Source organism: Devosia equisanguinis (assembly GCF_900631955.1).
GTDB classification, from domain to species: domain Bacteria; phylum Pseudomonadota; class Alphaproteobacteria; order Rhizobiales; family Devosiaceae; genus Devosia; species Devosia equisanguinis.
In genome coordinates this window covers 1-17,844 of record NZ_UZWD01000015.1, presented here as the reverse complement: position 1 = coordinate 17,844, position 17,844 = coordinate 1, and the positions used below count along the sequence as shown (strand labels likewise).

The 17,844-nt window shown below is 63.3% G+C and carries 13 protein-coding genes and 1 tRNA gene; 10 read left to right on the top strand and 4 right to left on the bottom strand.

The window, feature by feature from the left end:
- Window positions 1-102: 102 nt before the first annotated feature.
- Both DEVEQU_RS04475 and DEVEQU_RS04470 read right to left on the bottom strand, forming a co-directional pair.
- On the bottom strand, window positions 103-1,008 hold the full coding sequence (locus tag DEVEQU_RS04475; RefSeq protein ID WP_126149378.1) for a diguanylate cyclase domain-containing protein: 906 nt from the start codon (window positions 1,006-1,008) through the stop codon (window positions 103-105).
- Window positions 1,005-5,099: a response regulator gene (locus DEVEQU_RS04470; protein ID WP_126149377.1), complete on the bottom strand. Its 4,095-nt coding sequence runs from the start codon at window positions 5,097-5,099 to the stop codon at window positions 1,005-1,007. Before DEVEQU_RS04470 ends, DEVEQU_RS04475 begins: the two co-directional genes overlap by 4 nt.
- A 322-nt stretch (window positions 5,100-5,421) precedes the next feature.
- Here DEVEQU_RS04470 and DEVEQU_RS04465 point away from each other — a divergent pair, with 322 nt between their 5' ends.
- Together DEVEQU_RS04465 and DEVEQU_RS04460 are read left to right on the top strand one after the other, a co-directional pair.
- Complete coding sequence (locus tag DEVEQU_RS04465) at window positions 5,422-6,324, top strand: SMP-30/gluconolactonase/LRE family protein (RefSeq protein ID WP_126149376.1); 903 nt, start codon at window positions 5,422-5,424, stop codon at window positions 6,322-6,324.
- An 84-nt stretch (window positions 6,325-6,408) separates the two neighbouring features.
- Window positions 6,409-7,044: an NAD(P)-dependent oxidoreductase gene (locus DEVEQU_RS04460; RefSeq protein WP_126149375.1), complete on the top strand. Its 636-nt coding sequence runs from the start codon at window positions 6,409-6,411 to the stop codon at window positions 7,042-7,044.
- A gap of 135 nt (window positions 7,045-7,179) precedes the next feature.
- Here the strand turns inward: DEVEQU_RS04460 and DEVEQU_RS04455 are convergent.
- Window positions 7,180-7,254: transfer RNA gene (locus DEVEQU_RS04455), tRNA-Gly, on the bottom strand.
- Between the two features lie 196 nt (window positions 7,255-7,450).
- Between DEVEQU_RS04455 and DEVEQU_RS04450 the strand changes: the two genes are divergently transcribed.
- Genes DEVEQU_RS04450 through DEVEQU_RS04440 form a run of 3 tightly spaced genes read left to right on the top strand, consistent with a single transcriptional unit; the run spans window position 7,451 to window position 9,307 of the window.
- Window positions 7,451-8,392: a thioredoxin family protein gene (locus DEVEQU_RS04450; RefSeq protein WP_126149374.1), complete on the top strand. Its 942-nt coding sequence runs from the start codon at window positions 7,451-7,453 to the stop codon at window positions 8,390-8,392.
- Between the two features lie 10 nt (window positions 8,393-8,402).
- Window positions 8,403-9,068 carry an LON peptidase substrate-binding domain-containing protein gene (locus DEVEQU_RS04445; protein ID WP_126149373.1) on the top strand — a complete coding sequence of 222 codons (666 nt, stop codon included), beginning with the start codon at window positions 8,403-8,405 and terminating at the stop codon, window positions 9,066-9,068.
- Window positions 9,068-9,307: a Trm112 family protein gene (locus tag DEVEQU_RS04440; RefSeq protein WP_126149372.1), complete on the top strand. Its 240-nt coding sequence runs from the start codon at window positions 9,068-9,070 to the stop codon at window positions 9,305-9,307. Before DEVEQU_RS04445 ends, DEVEQU_RS04440 begins: the two co-directional genes overlap by 1 nt.
- Window positions 9,308-9,315: 8 nt before the next feature.
- On the opposite strand, the gene DEVEQU_RS04435 is transcribed toward DEVEQU_RS04440, so the two are convergent.
- The gene (locus DEVEQU_RS04435) at window positions 9,316-10,539 is read right to left on the bottom strand and encodes an FAD-dependent monooxygenase (RefSeq protein WP_126149371.1); all 1,224 of its coding nucleotides are present in this window, start codon (window positions 10,537-10,539) and stop codon (window positions 9,316-9,318) included.
- Between the two features lie 277 nt (window positions 10,540-10,816).
- On the opposite strand from DEVEQU_RS04435, the gene DEVEQU_RS04430 reads away from it, so the two are divergent.
- The 5 genes from DEVEQU_RS04430 to DEVEQU_RS04410 all read left to right on the top strand — a co-directional run bounded on the left by DEVEQU_RS04430 (window position 10,817) and on the right by DEVEQU_RS04410 (window position 17,525).
- Entirely contained in the window at window positions 10,817-11,155 is a 339-nt protein-coding gene (locus tag DEVEQU_RS04430; protein ID WP_126149370.1) for a P-II family nitrogen regulator, read from the top strand.
- A gap of 28 nt (window positions 11,156-11,183) precedes the next feature.
- Window positions 11,184-12,545: an ammonium transporter family protein gene (locus DEVEQU_RS04425; RefSeq protein WP_126149369.1), complete on the top strand. Its 1,362-nt coding sequence runs from the start codon at window positions 11,184-11,186 to the stop codon at window positions 12,543-12,545.
- A gap of 305 nt (window positions 12,546-12,850) precedes the next feature.
- Window positions 12,851-13,189, top strand: a complete 339-nt coding sequence (locus DEVEQU_RS04420) for a P-II family nitrogen regulator (protein ID WP_126149368.1) — start codon at window positions 12,851-12,853, stop codon at window positions 13,187-13,189.
- A gap of 26 nt (window positions 13,190-13,215) precedes the next feature.
- On the top strand, window positions 13,216-14,553 hold the full coding sequence (locus tag DEVEQU_RS04415; protein WP_126149367.1) for an ammonium transporter: 1,338 nt from the start codon (window positions 13,216-13,218) through the stop codon (window positions 14,551-14,553).
- 248 nt (window positions 14,554-14,801) lie between these two features.
- Window positions 14,802-17,525, top strand: coding sequence for a DNA translocase FtsK (locus tag DEVEQU_RS04410; protein ID WP_126149366.1), 2,724 nt, complete (start codon window positions 14,802-14,804; stop codon window positions 17,523-17,525).
- Window positions 17,526-17,844 lie beyond the last annotated feature (319 nt).

The following is a 17,844-nucleotide window of genomic DNA, read 5'->3' as shown; positions in this document are numbered from 1 at the left end:
TCGAGGTCACAAGACCGCGACTGTCCTGCCACCAAACCAGACATATTACAATGAGCGAATATAAATCCCGTCCTCGGCCGTTTCCGGCAGGACAAGGCCGCCCTAGGCGGAAAAATGGTCGATAAAGACCCGGTTTCGCCCCTCGTTTTTGGAGCGGTAGAGCAAGGTGTCGGCCTGGGCGAGCAATTGCGTCGTGGTCAGTCCCTGCGACTGGGTGACAATAACGCCGCCGCCGCTGAGCGTCAGGACGGCTGATGTCGGCGAGCGTGCATGGGCGATGCTCCGCGCGACGATGGCCTGGCGCAACTCCTCGGCAATATCGGCGAAATTGCTCGCCTGGGGCATCAGCAGCACAAATTCTTCGCCGCCATAGCGTGCGGCCACATCGCCCGGTCTGCGAGTGAAGTGGCTGAACACCGCCGCGACCTGACGCAGCGCCTCATCGCCGGCGCCGTGGCCGTAAAAGTCGTTGTACTGCTTGAAGTGGTCGACATCGAAAATGGCCACGCCCATGGCTTCGCCTTGCCGGGCGGCGCGTCGCAGGCAGCGCTCGAAGGCGTCGTCGAAATAGCGGCGATTGGCGATGCCGGTCAGCCCGTCCTGAAGGGACAGCCGCTCCAATTCCCGGCGTTGCGCCGCGAGCTTGAGATGGACCTTGACCCGTGCCTTGACGATGGCAGGGCGGATCGGCTTTTGCACATAATCGGCCGCGCCCAGCATCAGGCCCTTTTCCTCGTCCTCTTCCTCGGCCATGCCGGTGATGAAGATGACACCGATATCGGCAGTCTCGGGATTGGCGCGCAGGCGGCGCATGACCTCGTAGCCATCCATGCCGGGCATGGACACGTCCAGCAGGATGAGGCTCACATCCTCGCGCTGGGCGATGTCGAGGCCCGACAAACCGTCCTTGGCCAGCAGCAGTCGGCAATCGTCCTTGAGCAATTCGGCCAATAGTGCGCGGTTGAGCCGGTCATCATCAACGATCAGGACCGTGGGTTGCTGGCTCATCGGGCTGCCTCCCTTTCCGGCGCCGATTCTGCAAGCTGCGCGCGCAATGCGCGCAAGGCCGACACCGCCGCCTCGATTTCGAGCTCGTCGAACAGGTCCTGGATATGGACGCTGTCGGCCTGAAGAGCGTTTGCACCCAAAGTGCGGCTGAGCTGTTCGAGCAAGGCGTTGGCGGCGAATTCGCCCTTCTGCACCAGCGGCAGGGCCCGCTCGACCAGATCCAGCGCCGCAAGGCTGTCAAACGCCGTGCCGGGCGTTGCGGTGGGCGTCGCGACTGCGGCAAGGGCGTTTTCGAGAGCGGCGAGACTTTTGCGCAGGTTGGCGATGAATGGGGCCGCTAGCGGCAAAACGCTCGCCATGTCATGGCGCCGTGCCGCGCGCTCCAGCGCTTCGGCACTGTCGACCAGCCCTGCGGAGGCGACATAGCCTGCCCCACCCTTGATCTGGTGCACGAGCTCAGCGAGGCCCTCCCAATCTTGGGTTGCCAGCAGGCTCTCCAGCTGCGTCGGCGCGGCCGAAAAGTCGCGCAGGAAACCGCGCATTACCCGCTCGGTGCGCTTGTCATCGCCGCCAAACCGGCTGCGAATGGCCACGAGGTCGATCTCCTCATTCGAAATATCCGGTGCGGCCTCGTGGCCAGCGCCATCATCTCCTGAAAGGCCGAGCACCTCCATCAAGGTGCCATAAAGCGCCTTTTCGTCGATCGGCTTGGTCAGATGGGCCGTCATGCCGGCTTCGATACTGGCGCGATGGTCCTCGACCCGCGCCTGGGCCGTCAGCGCGACGACCGGAAGGTTGGCCCATTCGGGGCGCTTGCGAATTTCGCGTACCGCATCGAGCCCATTCATCACCGGCATGTGCATGTCCATCAGCACCACGTCGAAACGCTGCGCCGCGATCTTGGCGAGAGCATCGACGCCGTTGACGGCCGTCTCCACCTTGACGCCAACCAGTTCGAGGAAATCGGTAGCCACTTCGCGGTTGAGCGCATTGTCATCCACCACCAGCACCCGCCGTCCGGCCAGCGCCGCCAGGTCCGCCCCACTATTGGCCGGTGTCCGCGATCGGGCAGCCCCATCCTCAAGCGCGCCTTTGGCGGGCGCCAGAGCGCCCAGAATAGTGTTGAACATCAGCGACTGGGTCACCGGCTTCAGCAATACCCCCTGCAGCCCGATTTCATCGACCGCCTGCATCACCACTTCATGACCATAAGCGGTGACCATCAGCACCGCCGGCATATCGGGGAGGCCCTGGTCGGCGCGAATGAGACGTGCGGTTTCAAGACCGTCCTGCTCCGGCATGCGCCAATCCAGCAACACGATGTCGAAAGGGGTGCTCAAGGCGGCCTGCTCGCGCAACAGGGCGATCGCCTTCTTGCCGGAGGCCACCGTCTCCACCGACATGCCAAAGCCGCCCACCATTTCGGCCAAGGCTTCGCGCGCGCTCTGATTGTCATCGACGATCAGCGCCCGCCGTCCGCGAATCTGGCCCGAGGTCTTGATGGCCACCGCCGGGATTTCGGCATCGCGCACCCGCTCGAAGCGCGCGCTAAAGCTAAACGTGCTGCCGAGGCCCGGCTCGCTCTGAACACCGATTTCGCCATCCATCATTTCGACCAGGCGGCGGCAGATGGCCAGCCCCAGCCCGGTGCCGCCATAGCGGCGCGAGGTGTCGCTGGCCGCCTGGGTAAACGGACGGAAAAGTCCGGCCATTTCGTGCTCGGTCAGTCCGATGCCGGTGTCCTTGACCGAAAATTCCAGTCGGATGGCGTCGCCTGTCATTATGCCGGCAGGGCGCACGGAGACGACGATTTCGCCCTGGTCGGTGAATTTGACCGCATTGCTGACCAGATTGGTCAGCACCTGGCCGAGCCTTAGCGCATCCCCCTGTAGGTGTGAGGGTATGGACGGGTCGACGGCGAAGGCCAGCTCCAGCCCCTTCTCCTCGGCGCGCAGTGCGGTCACGGCCGAAACGCCTTCGAGCACCGATTCCAGTGAAAACACTGCGCCTTCCAGCGTCATCCCGCCCGCTTCGATCTTCGAGAAGTCCAGAATGTCGTTGATGATCCCGAGCAGCGCCGTGGCCGAGCCGTTGATTTTCTCGAGATAGTTGCGTTGCCGGGCATCGAGGTCGGTCTGCAGCGCCAGCCGCGTCATGCCGATCACCGTGTTCATCGGCGTGCGGATTTCATGGCTCATGGTGGCGAGGAAATCGCTCTTGGCACTCTCTGCGGCTTCCGCAGCGTCCTTGGCCGCACGCAGCGCATCGGCGACTTCCCGCTCGCTGGTGATGTCGCGAGCGATACCGTCCCAGACGAAGCTGCCATTGGCCTGCAGGCGCAGCGCGGCGCGAATATGCATCCAGATGGTGCCGCGTGGGCCAGTGTTGACGCGTACGGCGTGATCGAACACCTGGCCAGGCTGCAGGCTGGAGTCGAACAGCGTGTCGAGGCCCGGCTGGTCCTCCGGATCGACCAGGGCCACGAAGCGCGCGAGATCGTCCACTATTTCAGCAGGAGACAGGCCAACCAGATCTTCGATGCCGGCACTCACATAGCTGGCGCGCATCGCGGTGCCGCTGCCGCGCTCGAGCCGGAAGATGACGCCGCTGGGCAGGTTATCGGCCAGAGCCGCCAGCCGCTTGCGCTCCTCGTTGCGTTCACTGACGTCCTGCACCGTGCCGCTCAGCTTGATGGCCTTGCCATGCTCATCGCAAATGCGCTGCCCCTGGATGAACGCCTGGAAGTGGCGCCCGTCCTTGCGCAAGTGCTCCACCTCGATGCCATAGGGTTCGCCCGTGGCAATGCAGCGATCCATGGCGCGCTGCATGTCGCGCAGGCTGTCGCGCGTCATGAACCGCTGGAGATCGGCCACCGTAAGAGGGGGACCATCGGGATCGGCACCATTGAGCTCATAGAGCATGTCCGAGCAGACGAATTCGTGGGTCGCCAGATCAAGAGTCCAGCTGCCGATACGGGCCAGTCGCTCGGCTTCGCGCATTGCCTGGGCACTCTGCAGGGCAGCGTGTTCGGCGGCGCGGCTTTCATCAAGGCTGCGATGCAACACCGCATCGGCCTGATCGAGGCTGGTGCGCAAGGTCTCGAATTCGCTGACGAAAGAAGGTGGCACGGCAATGTCGGGCCGTCCTGGATTGGCGGAGTCGTCGGCCACGATGGCCTGGGCGCGTTTGACGAGGCCACTGATGGGGCGCAGCACCTGACGCGCCAGCAGGATCGCCATGACGATTGCCAGGAGCACGGTAATGGCCGAGGCGATGACCATGGTCATGATCGGGCCCTGCCAGCGGGCATCGAAGCTGGCGGCCGGCTCCCCTACCACCGCCATCCAGCCCGGCGTGCCGGGAATTGCGCTAAAGGCGAAGACGATCTGATTGCCCTCGATGGTCGTTGCCCGGAACCAGCCCCTGTCGGTGCCCAGGGCGCGCAGCGTTTCCCAGTCCGGCACCGGCCGGCCGACGAACCGCTCGCCATCCACCGACCGACCGATGATCCGGCCGCTGCCATCGGTAATGGCCAGTATTGCATTGCCACTCGTATGGGCGGTCCGGGCCAGAGACCGGATCAATTCGGCGGGCGACGCCACCAATACGGCAATCTCCTCGCGGCCTTCGCCGGAGCTGTGCGGCACGGCAAGCACCAAATGGGGACCTTCGTCGCCATCAAGCCCCTGCGCGATGATGTTGGAAAGGCTGGGTTGACCGCTTCGCGCCGCCTCCAGCGCAATAGTGCCAATCTCACCTGGGCCTGCGGCGACAGCCTGACCCTCTTGCACGGTGACGAGCGCGAAACTGCCACCAAGCAGGGCCGCGCCGTCGCCAGCGGTCTGGTTCTGCGCGATCTCGAGGCGGCGCAGTTCGGCAACGCCGTGCATCAGCCGCGCCGTGGCATCGAGTTCGCTGTCCACCGCCTGCGAGACCACTTGCGCGGTTTCCAGCAATTGCTGGGTCGACGCCTCGCGGTATGACGCTCCGGCATTGAGGATCGCCATGCCAATGACGCCCAAAATGGGTATAAACACGCTGATGATGATCAGTATAAGCGCGGTCTGGATTGAGATTTTTCTGCCAAACATCGCTTTTCTCGCCTCTTCTGAGAGTTTGCGACCTCATTTTCGCAGCGAGATCGGCAGTTTTTGGCGCTGAGATCGTGTTAAAGCTGGGCGCGCCTCGCTCAAATCTGGGTTGGACTTGTTTATGGGAAGTTGACACGCCCGCATGACCGGTCGGCTTCGTCAATATTGGGTTACGATCCTGACCCAGGATTGCTTGCGCTTTGCAGCAATTGGTTCGCGTCGTCCGCAATCGATTGCCTGTCTTGGTCCGCCGCACCTTTGCTTTGGCGGGATTTCAATGCTCAATAGCTTTGACGCGTCGCCAATTTCAGGAGCCTGGGCTATGGCTGAGCATCTCTACGACATCCGTGACCCCCGTTTTCTCGATTGCGTGGTCACATCGGCGGGCCTTGAGGAAATCGCTGACAATTGTCGCTGGACCGAAGGGCCCGTCTGGTTCGCCGAACATAATCTCCTGCTTTTTTCCGACATCCCCAACGAGCGCATCCTGCGCTGGCTCCCGGGGCAGGGGGTCAGTGCCTTCCGCGCGCCCTCGAATTTCGCCAATGGTCATACGAGGGATCGGCAGGGTCGGCTGGTATCCTGCGAACATGGCACGCGCCGCGTGACCCGCACCGAGCCGGACGGGTCGGTCACCGTCTTGGCCGACAGCTTCGAGGGCAAACGCCTCAATTCCCCCAATGACGTCGTGGTCAAATCCGATGGCTCGGTGTGGTTCTCCGACCCCACCTACGGGATTCTGTCGGACTATGAGGGTTTTCGTGCCGAGCCGGAGCAAGCGGCGCGCAATGTGTTCCGCCTTGATCCGCAGAGCGGCCAGTTAAGCGCCGTGATCAGTGACTTCACCCAGCCGAATGGTCTGTGTTTTTCGCCCGATGAAAGCCGTCTCTATGTCGCCGAGAGCGGCGGCAGTCATGACGCCACGGTGCCTTCCGTGATCCGCGTCTTCGATGTCCATGGCGACACGGTCTCGGGCGGCAGCGTCTTCTGCACCCTCGACAGCGGCATCCCGGACGGCATTCGTTGCGACACCAATGGCAATGTCTGGTCGAGCGCCGGAGATGGCGTGCATGTGTTTTCGCCGCAGGGCGAATTGCTCGGCAAGATCAGGGTTCCGCAGCGCGTCTCAAACCTCACCTTTGGCGGCCCGCGTCGGAACCGACTGTTCATCACGGCCACCAGCTCGGTCTATCTTGTCTATGTCGCTGCCACAGGCTGCCGATAGTACTCACCAAAAGGTGCCTCCTTACCAATAGTGAGCGGCGCGATTATGTGTCGTGACATCTCGCCAACTGGACAGGAGAACGACATGGCAAAGATTACCGTATTTGGTGGCACCGGCTACGCTGGGGCGGCTATCGCCCACCAGGCCCAGTCGCGCGGCCATGAAGTGACCGTGGTCAGCCGCAACAAGCCCGCAGCCCCCATTGAGGGGGTCCGCTATGTTTCCGCCCCCGCCGATCAGGCTGCCGACGCCATCAAGGGCGCCGACGTGGTGGTCGCAACGCTTTCGCCGCGCGGTGACAGTGCTGGCACGCTCGGGCCGATCTACCTGCAGCTGGCCGATCAGTCTGCTGCTGCCGGCGCACGCTTTATCGCCGTGGGCGGCTTCAGCTCCACGCGCCCGGCGCCGGACGCACCCCGCTTTGCTGAAGGCGATGGCATTCCGGAAGCCTATGCCGCCGAGGCCAAGGAAATGAATGCGATTCTCGAACAGCTCGAGGCCGGTGCCACGACGGCCGACTGGCTTTTCGTCAGCCCGGGTGGCGAATTCGGCGCCTATGCTCCCGGCGAAGCGCTCGGCACCTATCGCGTCGGCAAGGATGTGGCTTTGTTCGATGCGGCCGGCAAATCCGCCATCAGCGGTGCCGACTTTGCCCTGGCGATCGTCGACGAGATCGAAAAGCCCAGCCTGAGCAAGACTCAGGTTCACTACGCCTATTGATCGATCCAGCGGGCAGGCGAGGACACTCGGCTGCCCGTAGTCCCGTGGTGTGGAGTGACGCCTGGAGATGCAAAAGCCTGAAAAAGCAAAAGCGGCCCCGAAGGACCGCTTTTCTGCTTTTCCCTTTCGGGAAACTGGAGCGGGCGATGGGATTCGAACCCACGACCCTAACCTTGGCAAGGTTATGCTCTACCCCTGAGCTACACCCGCGCTCCGTGTCGCCGGCGCCTTGCAGCGCGTCGACGAGCGCCTATATGCCCAATGACATGACCGATTGCAACCCACTATTTTGCAGTTCGATGAACTTGTGCGTAGCCTGTGGGAAACGGGACTTGCCACAAGGGTCCCGGCTTGTGCAAAAAGGCCGGGAACGCTGCTGTATCGCTGAGCCAAAGAGCTTAAATCCATGACCCTTTCTTTTGATGGTGCCCCCACTGCTGCGCCGGCCACCGCTGATCTTGTTCGCGAATCGAGCGATGCAGCGTTCAAGGCCGACGTCATCGATGCCTCCCGCGAGGTGCCGGTTCTGGTCGATTTCTGGGCGCCCTGGTGCGGCCCTTGCCGGCAGCTGACTCCTGCGCTCGAAAAGGTGATCGCCGAGAAGGCCGGCAAGATCCGCCTGGTGAAAATCAATATCGACGAGCACCCGATGGTGGCCGGGCAGCTCGGCGTGCAATCCATCCCCGCAGTGTTCGCCTTTGCCGGCGGGCGGCCGATCGACGGCTTCATGGGGGCCATGCCTGAGGGCGAAGTGCGCCGCTTTGCCGAGCGCGTCATCGCCGCCGGTCCGGAATCGGGTCCGGCTCCCGATTCGCTCGAAGCCCAGATCTCGGCCGCCCTTGAAGCGGCCAAAGCTGCGGTTGCCGCTGGTGATCTTGGGCAGGGCGCGCAGATTTTTGGCATGATTCTCCAGCATGCCCCCGACAATGCCGAAGCCCTGATCGGTCTTGCCGGCATCTATCTGTCTGCCGATGAAGTCGAGCAGGCCAAGGCGACGCTCGACATGCTGGCCGAAGACCAGCGCAGCGGCGAAGACTATAGCGCACTCATCAATTCGATCCGCCTGCGCGAAGAAGCCTCGGGCCTCTCCGAAGCGGCAACACTCGAGGCGGCCATATCCGCCGATCCGGACAACCTGCAGGCGCGTTTCGATCTTGCCGTGGTGCTCAATGCAGAGGGCAAGCGTCTGGAGGCGGCCGAGGCTTTGATTGCCATTTTCAAGCGCGATCGGACCTGGAACGACGATGGTGCCCGCAAGAAGCTCCTCGAATTCTTCGAGGCCTGGGGTCCGAAGGAACCGGCAACGCTCAAGGGGCGCCGGCTTTTGTCCGCAGCTCTGTTTTCCTGAGGCGGCGCCTATGCCCAAGCGTCCTGCCGCGCCTGCAGATCTGCCCGGTGCTGTCCCGGTCTTTCCCTTGAGCGGGGCCTTGTTGCTGCCCTTCTCACATCGCCCGCTCAATGTCTTTGAGCAGCGCTACATAGATATGGTGGACGATGCCCTGCGGGCGGACCGGTTGATCGGGCTGATTCAGCCCGAAGACCCGAGCGAGGAAAGCCCCAAGGGGCAGGCGCCGCTGCAGAGGGTGGGTTGCCTGGGCCGCATCACCCATTTCGAGGAAAACGGCGATGGCCGCTACTTCATCATTCTCGAGGGTGTGTGCCGGTTCCGCGCGCTGCGCGAGGTGACGACCGAGCGGCCCTATCGCATGTTCGAGATCTCCGGCGAAGGCTTTGCCGCCGATTTCGAGCGCAGCCATGGCGAGGATCAGGTGGATCGTGTGCGCTTCGTGCGGATGATGCGCGACTATGCCGAGTTCGCCAATGTCGATCTCAACTGGGAAGAAATCGAGCGCACCGGCACGGCCGATCTCGTCAATTTCTGCTGCATGGTTTCACCCTATGGTGCGGCCGAGAAGCAGGTGCTGCTTGAAGCCCAGACGCTCAATGAGCGCGCCGAAACCCTGATCGCCATGACCGAGTACGAAATGGCCAAGGGCGGCGGCACCGCCGCGCCGCTCAACTGATGGTCGAGCCGGACACCAACCCGCGGCACCGGCTCGATCCCAAGGCGCTGGAAATGCTGGTCTGCCCGCTGACCAAGACGCGGCTGGTGCTGTCGGCGGATCGGGGCGAGCTCATTTCCATGGCGGCGCGCCTCGCCTTTCCGATCACGCGGGGCGTGCCCCTGCTCAGCCTTGAAGAGGCCCGCAATGTCGAGCCGGAGGAGCTGCAAGCGATGCGGCACCATCCAGACCTCGACTGATCATTTCCCTAAAGGGGCAGCCCGCTCAGCAGCTTGGGGCCGGTATTGCCGAGCCCCGAAGCGGCCCGGATCAGAGCCGACTTGACCGGTGCGGCCCGATCCACCAGACCCAGGCCGAAGTCGCGCAGCGCCCGGATCGGGGCGACGTCGTTGGAAAACAGCCGGTTCATGCCATCGGTAACCAGCGCCATCGAGGCGGTGTCGAGCCGTCGCCAGGCCTGGTAACGCCCCAGCACGTCCTCGCCGCCATGATCGAGCCCCAGCCGCATGGCGTCCACCACCACCTCGGCCAGCGCCGCCACGTCCTTGAGGCCGAGATTGAGCCCTTGGCCGGCAATCGGGTGCACCACATGGGCGGCGTCGCCGACAAGTGCCAGTCGCGGGCCGATGAAGCTGTGAGCCAGTTGCAGACGCAGCGGGAAGCCCATGAGCTTGTCCTCGACGCTGACGAGCCCGAGCGTCGAGCCCATCGCCGCTTCGATTTCCAGTGCCAGCGCCTCATTGGCGAGCGCCAGAAGGCGCGTGGCCTCCTCCGGGCTTTCCGTCCAAACCAGGGACGAGCGATTGCCGGGCAAGGGCAGGCTGGCAAAAGGACCGGCGGGCCGGAAGTGCTCATAGGCGACGCCGTCATGGGGCAGTTCGTGAGCAATGGTCGCCACCAGCCCAGTCTGGCGATAGTCGTGCTGGATGACGCCGATGCCGGCACGCTGCCGCAGCGCTGACTGCGCGCCGTCGGCGGCGACGATCAGCGGTGCGCGCAAAATGCGGCCGTCGGCCAATGTCAGTTGTGCATGGACGCTGTTCGCGGACCAGTCGGCAATCTCCGTAGGGGCGATGATCGTGATCTGTTCGGCCACCCGCATCAGTGCCGCGGCGCTCGCCTGATTGGGCACCATATGGGCAAAGGCTTCGCCCGGAGCGACATCGCCTTCGAAGTTGAGAAAGACTGGCCTCGCAATGTCGCCAGTCCCCGAATCGGTGATGCGCATGGCGGTCATGGCCTGCGACTGGCTGGCCATGTCGTCCCATACCCCCAATGCCTCGAAAATCCGGCGCACGCCGGCGGCGATGGCCGAAGCTCGATTGTCGCGCGGCACGCTGAGCGGGCGCCGATCCAACAGCGCCAGCCGAATGCCTGGAGCCGATTGCGCCAGCGCCAGGCCCAGCGTCAGCCCCACCGGCCCACCACCCACGATGATGATGTCGAATTGATGCTGAATGTGCTCGTTCATGGCCGGCTCCTTGGGTCTCTATTGTCTGCCTCGCCAATCCCGACTGCAAGTGTCGGCAATGCCGCGGCCCTTATGATCAATCGGTGGGCATGTGCGAAAATCTGCACATCTATTGCACAATTCTTGTGAAGCCACGAACTTGCCACAATGCGTTCTTGTCCCGTGCTCGCCGGAAAAGCCGTTAGTTTTCAGCAATTTTTGTGCTGCCAAGCCAGTTTGGCACACCTCTTGAGTCCTTGGTGGCTGTTGAAAGCGCAAGGAACAGAAAGGGGCATCCATGAAATTGGTGGTTGCAATCATCAAGCCGTCACGGCTCGAAGAGGTGAGGCAGGCTCTCAACTCGCTCGACGTGCACGGCATGACCGTCACTGAAGTGAAGGGCTATGGCCGCCAGAAGGGCCATTCCGAAATCTATCGCGGCACCGAATATGCGGTGCATTTCCTGCCCAAGTTGAAAGTCGAAATTGCCGTGGACGATGCGCTCGCCGACGCGGTGGGCACGGCCATTCGCGATGCTGCCCAGACCGGCCGCATCGGAGACGGCAAGATTTTTATCCTCGACCTGCTCGCCGTCACCCGCATCCGCACCGGTGAAACCGGCGCTTCCGCGCTCTGACGCCCCCGACATCAGGAGACACAACACAATGACAGGGTTCAACACTCCCCTAAAGATCGCCGGCGGCATTGCGCTGACCTCGCTGCTTCTAGCGCTGCCTGCCCTGGGTCAGGATGCGCCGGCCGAAGCCGTCGTCGAGGTCACGGCTGGCGGCGAAGCCTCCGCCCAGACCCAATACATCCTCAACTCCTTCCTGATGCTGTTCGGCGGCATTCTGGTGTTCTGGATGGCGGCGGGCTTCGCCATGCTCGAAGCCGGCTTCGTTCGGACCAAGAATGTCTCCATGCAGCTGCTCAAGAATATCACCATGTATTCGCTGGCCTGCTTCGCCTATTACCTGATCGGCTACATGATCATGTATCCCGGTGATGGCTGGCTGATCGATGGTGTGTTCGGGGCTATCGGCATTGCCGTTCTCGAGCCGGTGGGTCTTGCGGCCGAGGCCGCCGACCTCACCTATGCCACGGTCAGCTCGGACTTCTTCTTCCAGGTGATGTTCTGCGCCACTGCCGCCTCAATCGTCTCGGGCACCGTGGCCGAACGCATCAAGCTGCTGCCGTTCCTGATCTTCGTGGCGGTGCTAACTGCGCTCGTCTACCCCATCCAGGCATCATGGAAGTGGGGCGGTGGCTTCCTCGACCAGATGGGCTTCCTCGACTTTGCCGGCTCCACCGTCGTTCACTCGGTCGGCGGCTGGGCGGCGCTGGCTGGCGCCCTCGTTCTGGGCGCACGCAAGGGCAAGTACAATCCGGATGGCACTGTCCGCGCCATTCCCGGCTCCAACATGCCGCTGGCAGTGCTCGGCATGTTCATCCTCTGGATGGGTTGGTACGGCTTTAACGGCGCCTCCCAGCTGGCCATGGGCACGGTGGGCGACATCGCCGATGTCGGCCGTGTCATGGCCAATACCAATGCCGGTGCCATTGGCGGGGCTCTTGCTGCTGCGGTGCTGACCGCCGTGATGTACAAGAAGGTCGACTTGACCTTCGTGATCAATGGCGCCCTGGCCGGCCTGGTCTCGGTTACCGCCGAGCCGTTGACGCCGGGACTTGGCATGGCATCACTGATTGGTGCCGTCGGCGGCGCCATCGTGGTCTTCTCCGTGCCGCTGCTCGACCGCTTCAAGATCGATGATGTGGTGGGCGCCATTCCCGTGCACCTGCTCGCCGGCATCTGGGGCACCATCGCCGTGGTTCTCTCCAACCCCGACGCCAATATCGGCGTGCAGCTTCTCGCCATATTTGCCGTTGGCGTCTTCGTCTTCGTCATCAGCCTGGTGGTGTGGCTCATCCTCAAGGCCACAATGGGCCTGCGCCCGAGCGAGGAAGACGAGGATCTGGGGCTCGACGTGGTGGAAGTCGGCGTCGAGGCCTATCCAGAGTTCAAGTGACACAACGGATGGTCGCGCTTCGGCGCGGCCATCCTTCGCCTGCCGCTCTCCAGGGCAAGTCACAGCCCACGCTGCGCGAAAATCGCGCAGAATGCTCGCCCGCATCAGTGCTGATTAATTTTTAGCCACGAACGGCCCTGCCTGCACAGAAAATGCGCTCAATTTTGTGTCATCGCGAGGCGGGTTTTGCACTTCCTTTCTAACATGCTGAAAATAAAGAGTATTTTGTTGGGTATGCATTTGGCACGCGGCTTGAGTCTAGGAGGGCAGTCCAGCACGCGCCAGGTCGGCGCCAAGGGGGTCATATGAAACTGGTGGTTGCCATCATCAAGCCGTCCCGGCTCGAAGAAGTCCGGCAGGCGCTCAATTCGCTCGACGTGCACGGCATGACCGTCACCGAAGTGAAGGGGTATGGTCGGCAGAAGGGCCATTCCGAGATTTATCGCGGCACCGAATATGCGGTGCATTTCCTGCCCAAGCTCAAGGTGGAGATCGCGGTCGATGACGCGCTCGCCGACGCCGTGAGCACCGCCATTCGCGACGCCGCCCAGACCGGCCGCATCGGCGATGGCAAGATCTTCGTGCTCGATCTTCTGGCCGTCACCCGCATCCGCACCGGCGAAACCGGCGCTTCCGCCCTCTAAGAACCCGTTCTGTTCGGAGCTCACTCATGTCAAGCAAGACATCAAAGATATTGGGAAGTGCCGCCCTGGCCTCCCTGTTGCTGGCCCTGCCGGCTCTCGGTCAGGACGCGGTGCCGGCCGAAGCGGTTGAGGTTGCAACCATCGATACCGGCGACACCGCCTGGATGATCGTTTCGACCATCCTCGTCATCCTCATGACCATTCCGGGCCTGGCCCTGTTCTATGGTGGCCTCGTCCGCTCCAAGAACATCCTGTCGGTGCTGACCCAGGTCTTCGCCGGTTTCGCCCTTATCGCGCTGCTCTGGGTCACCTATGGCTACTCGCTGGCCTTTGCCGGCCCAACCGAAGGTGGCCTCTCGGCCTTTATTGGCGACTTCTCCAATTTCATGCTCGGCGCCACGACGCCCGACTCGGTCTCCGGCAGCATTCCGGAACTCGTCTTCGTGGTGTTCCAGCTGAGCTTCGCCTGCATCACCGCCACCCTCATCGTCGGCGGTATCGCCGAGCGCATGAAGTTCGGCGCCGTAATGGCCTTCCTGGCCATCTGGTTCACCTTCTCCTACCTGCCGATCGCCCACATGGTCTGGTCGGGTGCGGGCCTGTTCTTCAACATGGGCGCTCTCGACTTTGCCGGCGGCACCGTGGTGCACATCAATTCGGGTGTTGCCGCTCTCGTCGCCGCAATCGTACTCGGGCCGCGCCTTGGCTATATGAAGGAGCCGATTGCGCCGCATAACCTGGTCTTCGTCTTTATCGGCGCCTCCCTGCTCTGGGTTGGTTGGTTCGGGTTCAATGCTGGTTCTGCCCTTGCCGCCAACGGCGTCGCTTCGCAGGCCTTCCTCAATACCATCACTGCTCCCGCTGCCGCGGCTCTGGCCTGGGCCCTGGGCGAAAAGATCACCCGTGGCCATGCCTCGGCCCTGGGTGCCTTCTCCGGCGCCGTCGCCGGCCTCGTCGCCATCACCCCGGCTGCAGGTTTTGCGGGTACGTTCGGTGCCATCGTGCTCGGTGCCGTAGCAAGCCTGGTCTGTCTCTGGGCCGTGGTCAGCCTCAAGCCGATGCTGAAATATGACGACAGCCTCGACGTGTTCGGCATCCATGGCATTGGCGGCATTGTCGGCGCCATCGGCACCGCCATCGTCGCCGATCCGGCCCTGGGTGGCTTCGGTGCCGAGGGTTACGCCATGGGCGGCCAGCTGGTCACCCAGATCCTTGCCGTCGTCGTTGCAATCGTCTGGTCGGCAGTCGTGACCTTCGTGGCGCTGTTGATCGTCAAGGCCCTGTTCGGTGGCCTGCGCGTGTCGGAAGCCGGCGAAAGCGACGGCCTCGACCTCTCCTCGCATGGCGAGCGTGCCTATAACTGATGCAATCCTGGAAGTGGCGCTTCGGCGCCGCTTCCCCGTTGTCCGCGGCGTGCGGCCCATGTCCTCTTGGCCCGCCACAGAGGCTTCCCACTCGCAAATCGCATGGGCCGCACACCCCGGACAACTGCCGGTAAAACTGGCAAATGAACCGCAAATGGAATTGGTTAGCCTGCGATTAACCACAGGCAATTAGCATGGCGGCACATCGGGTCCGCTCCTCCTGGACCCGGCAACGAGTATGCGTGCCCATGCCCAGCCATCCCGTTCCGACGCTAGACGATGTCCGCCCCGTGCCCCCGCGTGCTCGGGCTCCGAGCAGCAAAGCCAGTGTGCCAACGCCCCCGCCGGCGATCGCCATTCGCATCCCGTTGCGCGTTGCGGGACTGATTTTGCTGGGCTTTTCGGCGATTTTGCTGGCGGCCATGGCCTCGTGGTCGGTGGATGATCCGTCCTTGTCCTTTGCCACCGACAAGGTCGCGGCCAACTGGCTCGGCTATCCCGGCGCGGTAATTGCCGACCTGGTTTTCCAGTTCCTGGGGCTCGCCGGTCTGGTGATGGTGGTGCCGATGGCGCTCTGGGGCTGGGCCATGGTCCGGCGTTACCAGCCGACACGCATGCCGCTGCGCGCGCTGGCCTGGATCGGCGCAAGTCTTTTGTTTTGCGGGGTTTTTTCGTTTATCCCCATGCCCGAAACCTGGCCCTTGCCGACCGGTTTGGGGGGAATCGTGGGCATGGGATTCGTGACTTTGGCGAACATGATCGTCGGGGCCGATCCGCAGCCGGTGACTGCAACATTGTTCGCCGTTATTCTGGCCGCGCCGGCGCTGGCGCTGTTCTGGATCGCCATGGGCCTGGGCACCGCCGTGCGGGCCGTGCCGAAAAAGGTCAATGGCCGCAAGGGCGTAGCCGAAGAGGCCATGGACGAGCGCGAGCCCAATCCGCTGGTGGAAGTGGCTATCGGCGCGGTGGTGCATATGGGCTATTCGCTGCGCACCGCCTTCCGCCGCGCCCGCGCCGAGTATCAGACCCGCCGCGAGGCCGAGGCGCCTGAACCCCAGTTCGGCGCCGAGTCTGACCGCGATATGAACGAAACCTTAACGCCCGAAGTGTCCATTCCGCGCGAGCCGATCATGGCGGCGCCGCAGCGGCGGATTCACGCTCCGGTCGAGCCGGCGATCGAACCGAGCTTCGAACCCAGTTTCGAGCCATCCGCGCGCATCCTGGCGCAGCCCAATTACGACGATACCGAAATCGACTATCCCGACGAGCCCGAGGACGATATCCCCTTCGTGCCCGACATGCCGGCGCCGACCCAGACAATGCGTGGCGATTCGCGCTTCCATCCGGTCGATCATTCGGCGCCGCGTGTCGCCGTGGCCGCACCTGCTCCGCGTCCGGTCCAGGGCCAGCGCGTGTTCCGCGAAGCCCAGGGCTCGCTGCTGGATGAACCGCATGGTTTCGAGCTGCCGGCGCTCAGCCTCCTGGCCGAACCCAAGCACAAGGGGCCCTCGCCCGAGCACGCGCCAGAGCGTCTCGAAGCCATGGCGCGTCGCCTCGAGGAGGTGCTGGGCGATTTCGGCGTCAAGGGCGACATCATCAATGTGCGTCCCGGCCCGGTGGTCACCCTGTTCGAACTCGAACCGGCCCCCGGCATCAAGTCGTCCAGGGTCATTTCGCTGGCCGACGATATCGCCCGCTCGATGAGCGCTATCTCCGCCCGCGTCGCCGTGGTGCCGGGCCGCAATGCCATCGGTATCGAGCTGCCCAACCAGGTACGCGAGACCGTGTTCTTCCGCGAAATGCTGGCCAGCTCCGACTTCGAGAAGATGAAGGGCAAGCTGCCGATCTGCCTGGGCAAGACCATTGGTGGCGAGCCGGTGATTGCCGATCTGGCGCGCATGCCGCACCTGCTCATCGCTGGCACCACGGGCTCGGGCAAGTCGGTCGGTATCAATACCTTCATCCTCAGCCTGCTCTACCAGATGACGCCCGAGCAGTGCCGCATGATCATGATCGATCCCAAAATGCTGGAACTGTCGATCTATGACGGCATCCCGCATCTGCTCACCCCCGTGGTCACCGACCCCAACAAGGCGGTGGTGGCACTCAAATGGGCGGTGCGCGAGATGGAAGACCGCTATCGCAAGATGAGCAAGATCGGTGTGCGCAACATCGACGGCTTCAACCAGCGCGTGTCCGAAGCTGCGGCCGAAGGCAAGACCATTACCCGCACGGTGCAGACCGGCTTCGATCGCGAAACCGGCGAGGCGATCTTTGAAAGCGAAGAGTTCGATCTCGAGCCCTTGCCCTATATCGTCATCATCGTCGACGAAATGGCCGACCTGATGATGGTGGCCGGCAAGGACATCGAAGGCGCCATCCAGCGCCTCGCCCAGATGGCCCGTGCCGCCGGCATCCATATGGTCACCGCAACGCAGCGCCCGTCTGTCGACGTGATCACAGGTACCATCAAGGCCAACTTCCCGACCCGCATCTCCTTCATGGTGACCTCGAAAATCGACTCGCGCACCATTCTGGGCGAGCAGGGCGCCGAGCAACTCCTGGGCAATGGCGACATGCTCTACATGGCCTCTGGCGGCCGCACCAAACGCCTGCATGGCGCTTTCGTCTCCGACAACGAAGTCGAGTCGGTCGTGGCCCACCTCAAGAGCCAGGGCTCTCCGGACTATCTCGACAATATCACCGAGGAAGACGAAGAGGGCGGCGAGATGGGCGGCGATGCCGGCGGCGACAGCTATGCTGGCTCGGGGGATGAGCTTTACGACAAGGCGGTCCATATCGTCATGACCGACAAGAAGGCTTCAACCTCCTATGTGCAGCGGCGCCTGGCCATCGGCTACAACAAGGCCGCGACACTGATCGAGCGCATGGAACGCGAAGGGGTCATCAGCGGCCCCAACCACGCCGGCAAGCGCGAGATTCTGGTCGGCAACAATGCCGACGGCTACTGAGCGGCGATAGATGCCCTGATGTGAAAGAGCCCCGGCCATGTGCCGGGGTTTTTGTTTTGGGGCGGGTGGCGGGTGGCTCTCGGGTCGGGCCCGAGAGCGGAACTGTGCGGGGCAATACTCTTCTCCTCCGGCCGTCACCCTCGGGCGAAGACCCGAGGGGTCTTTGGCTGGCGCGGTGGGGCAAAGTGTAGGGCCCTCGGCTCAAGGCCGAGGGTGACGACCAGTGGGTGTGGGTACACTGAAGGGGCAACCCATACGGGGCGGCCCTCGGGCGGAGACCCGAGGGTGACGACCGGTGGGTGTGGGTGCACTTAGGGGG

Excerpts from the sequence above, each read along its gene's own strand:
- DEVEQU_RS04475 (WP_126149378.1), bottom strand. The coding sequence starts at position 1,008 with ATGAGCCAGCAACCCACGGTCCTGATCGTTGATGATGACCGGCTCAAC.
- DEVEQU_RS04470 (WP_126149377.1), bottom strand. The coding sequence starts at position 5,099 with ATGTTTGGCAGAAAAATCTCAATCCAGACCGCGCTTATACTGATCATC.
- DEVEQU_RS04465 (WP_126149376.1), top strand. The coding sequence starts at position 5,422 with ATGGCTGAGCATCTCTACGACATCCGTGACCCCCGTTTTCTCGATTGC.
- DEVEQU_RS04460 (WP_126149375.1), top strand. The coding sequence starts at position 6,409 with ATGGCAAAGATTACCGTATTTGGTGGCACCGGCTACGCTGGGGCGGCT.
- DEVEQU_RS04450 (WP_126149374.1), top strand. The coding sequence starts at position 7,451 with ATGACCCTTTCTTTTGATGGTGCCCCCACTGCTGCGCCGGCCACCGCT.
- DEVEQU_RS04445 (WP_126149373.1), top strand. The coding sequence starts at position 8,403 with ATGCCCAAGCGTCCTGCCGCGCCTGCAGATCTGCCCGGTGCTGTCCCG.
- DEVEQU_RS04440 (WP_126149372.1), top strand. The coding sequence starts at position 9,068 with ATGGTCGAGCCGGACACCAACCCGCGGCACCGGCTCGATCCCAAGGCG.
- DEVEQU_RS04435 (WP_126149371.1), bottom strand. The coding sequence starts at position 10,539 with ATGAACGAGCACATTCAGCATCAATTCGACATCATCATCGTGGGTGGT.
- DEVEQU_RS04430 (WP_126149370.1), top strand. The coding sequence starts at position 10,817 with ATGAAATTGGTGGTTGCAATCATCAAGCCGTCACGGCTCGAAGAGGTG.
- DEVEQU_RS04425 (WP_126149369.1), top strand. The coding sequence starts at position 11,184 with ATGACAGGGTTCAACACTCCCCTAAAGATCGCCGGCGGCATTGCGCTG.
- DEVEQU_RS04420 (WP_126149368.1), top strand. The coding sequence starts at position 12,851 with ATGAAACTGGTGGTTGCCATCATCAAGCCGTCCCGGCTCGAAGAAGTC.
- DEVEQU_RS04415 (WP_126149367.1), top strand. The coding sequence starts at position 13,216 with ATGTCAAGCAAGACATCAAAGATATTGGGAAGTGCCGCCCTGGCCTCC.
- DEVEQU_RS04410 (WP_126149366.1), top strand. The coding sequence starts at position 14,802 with ATGCCCAGCCATCCCGTTCCGACGCTAGACGATGTCCGCCCCGTGCCC.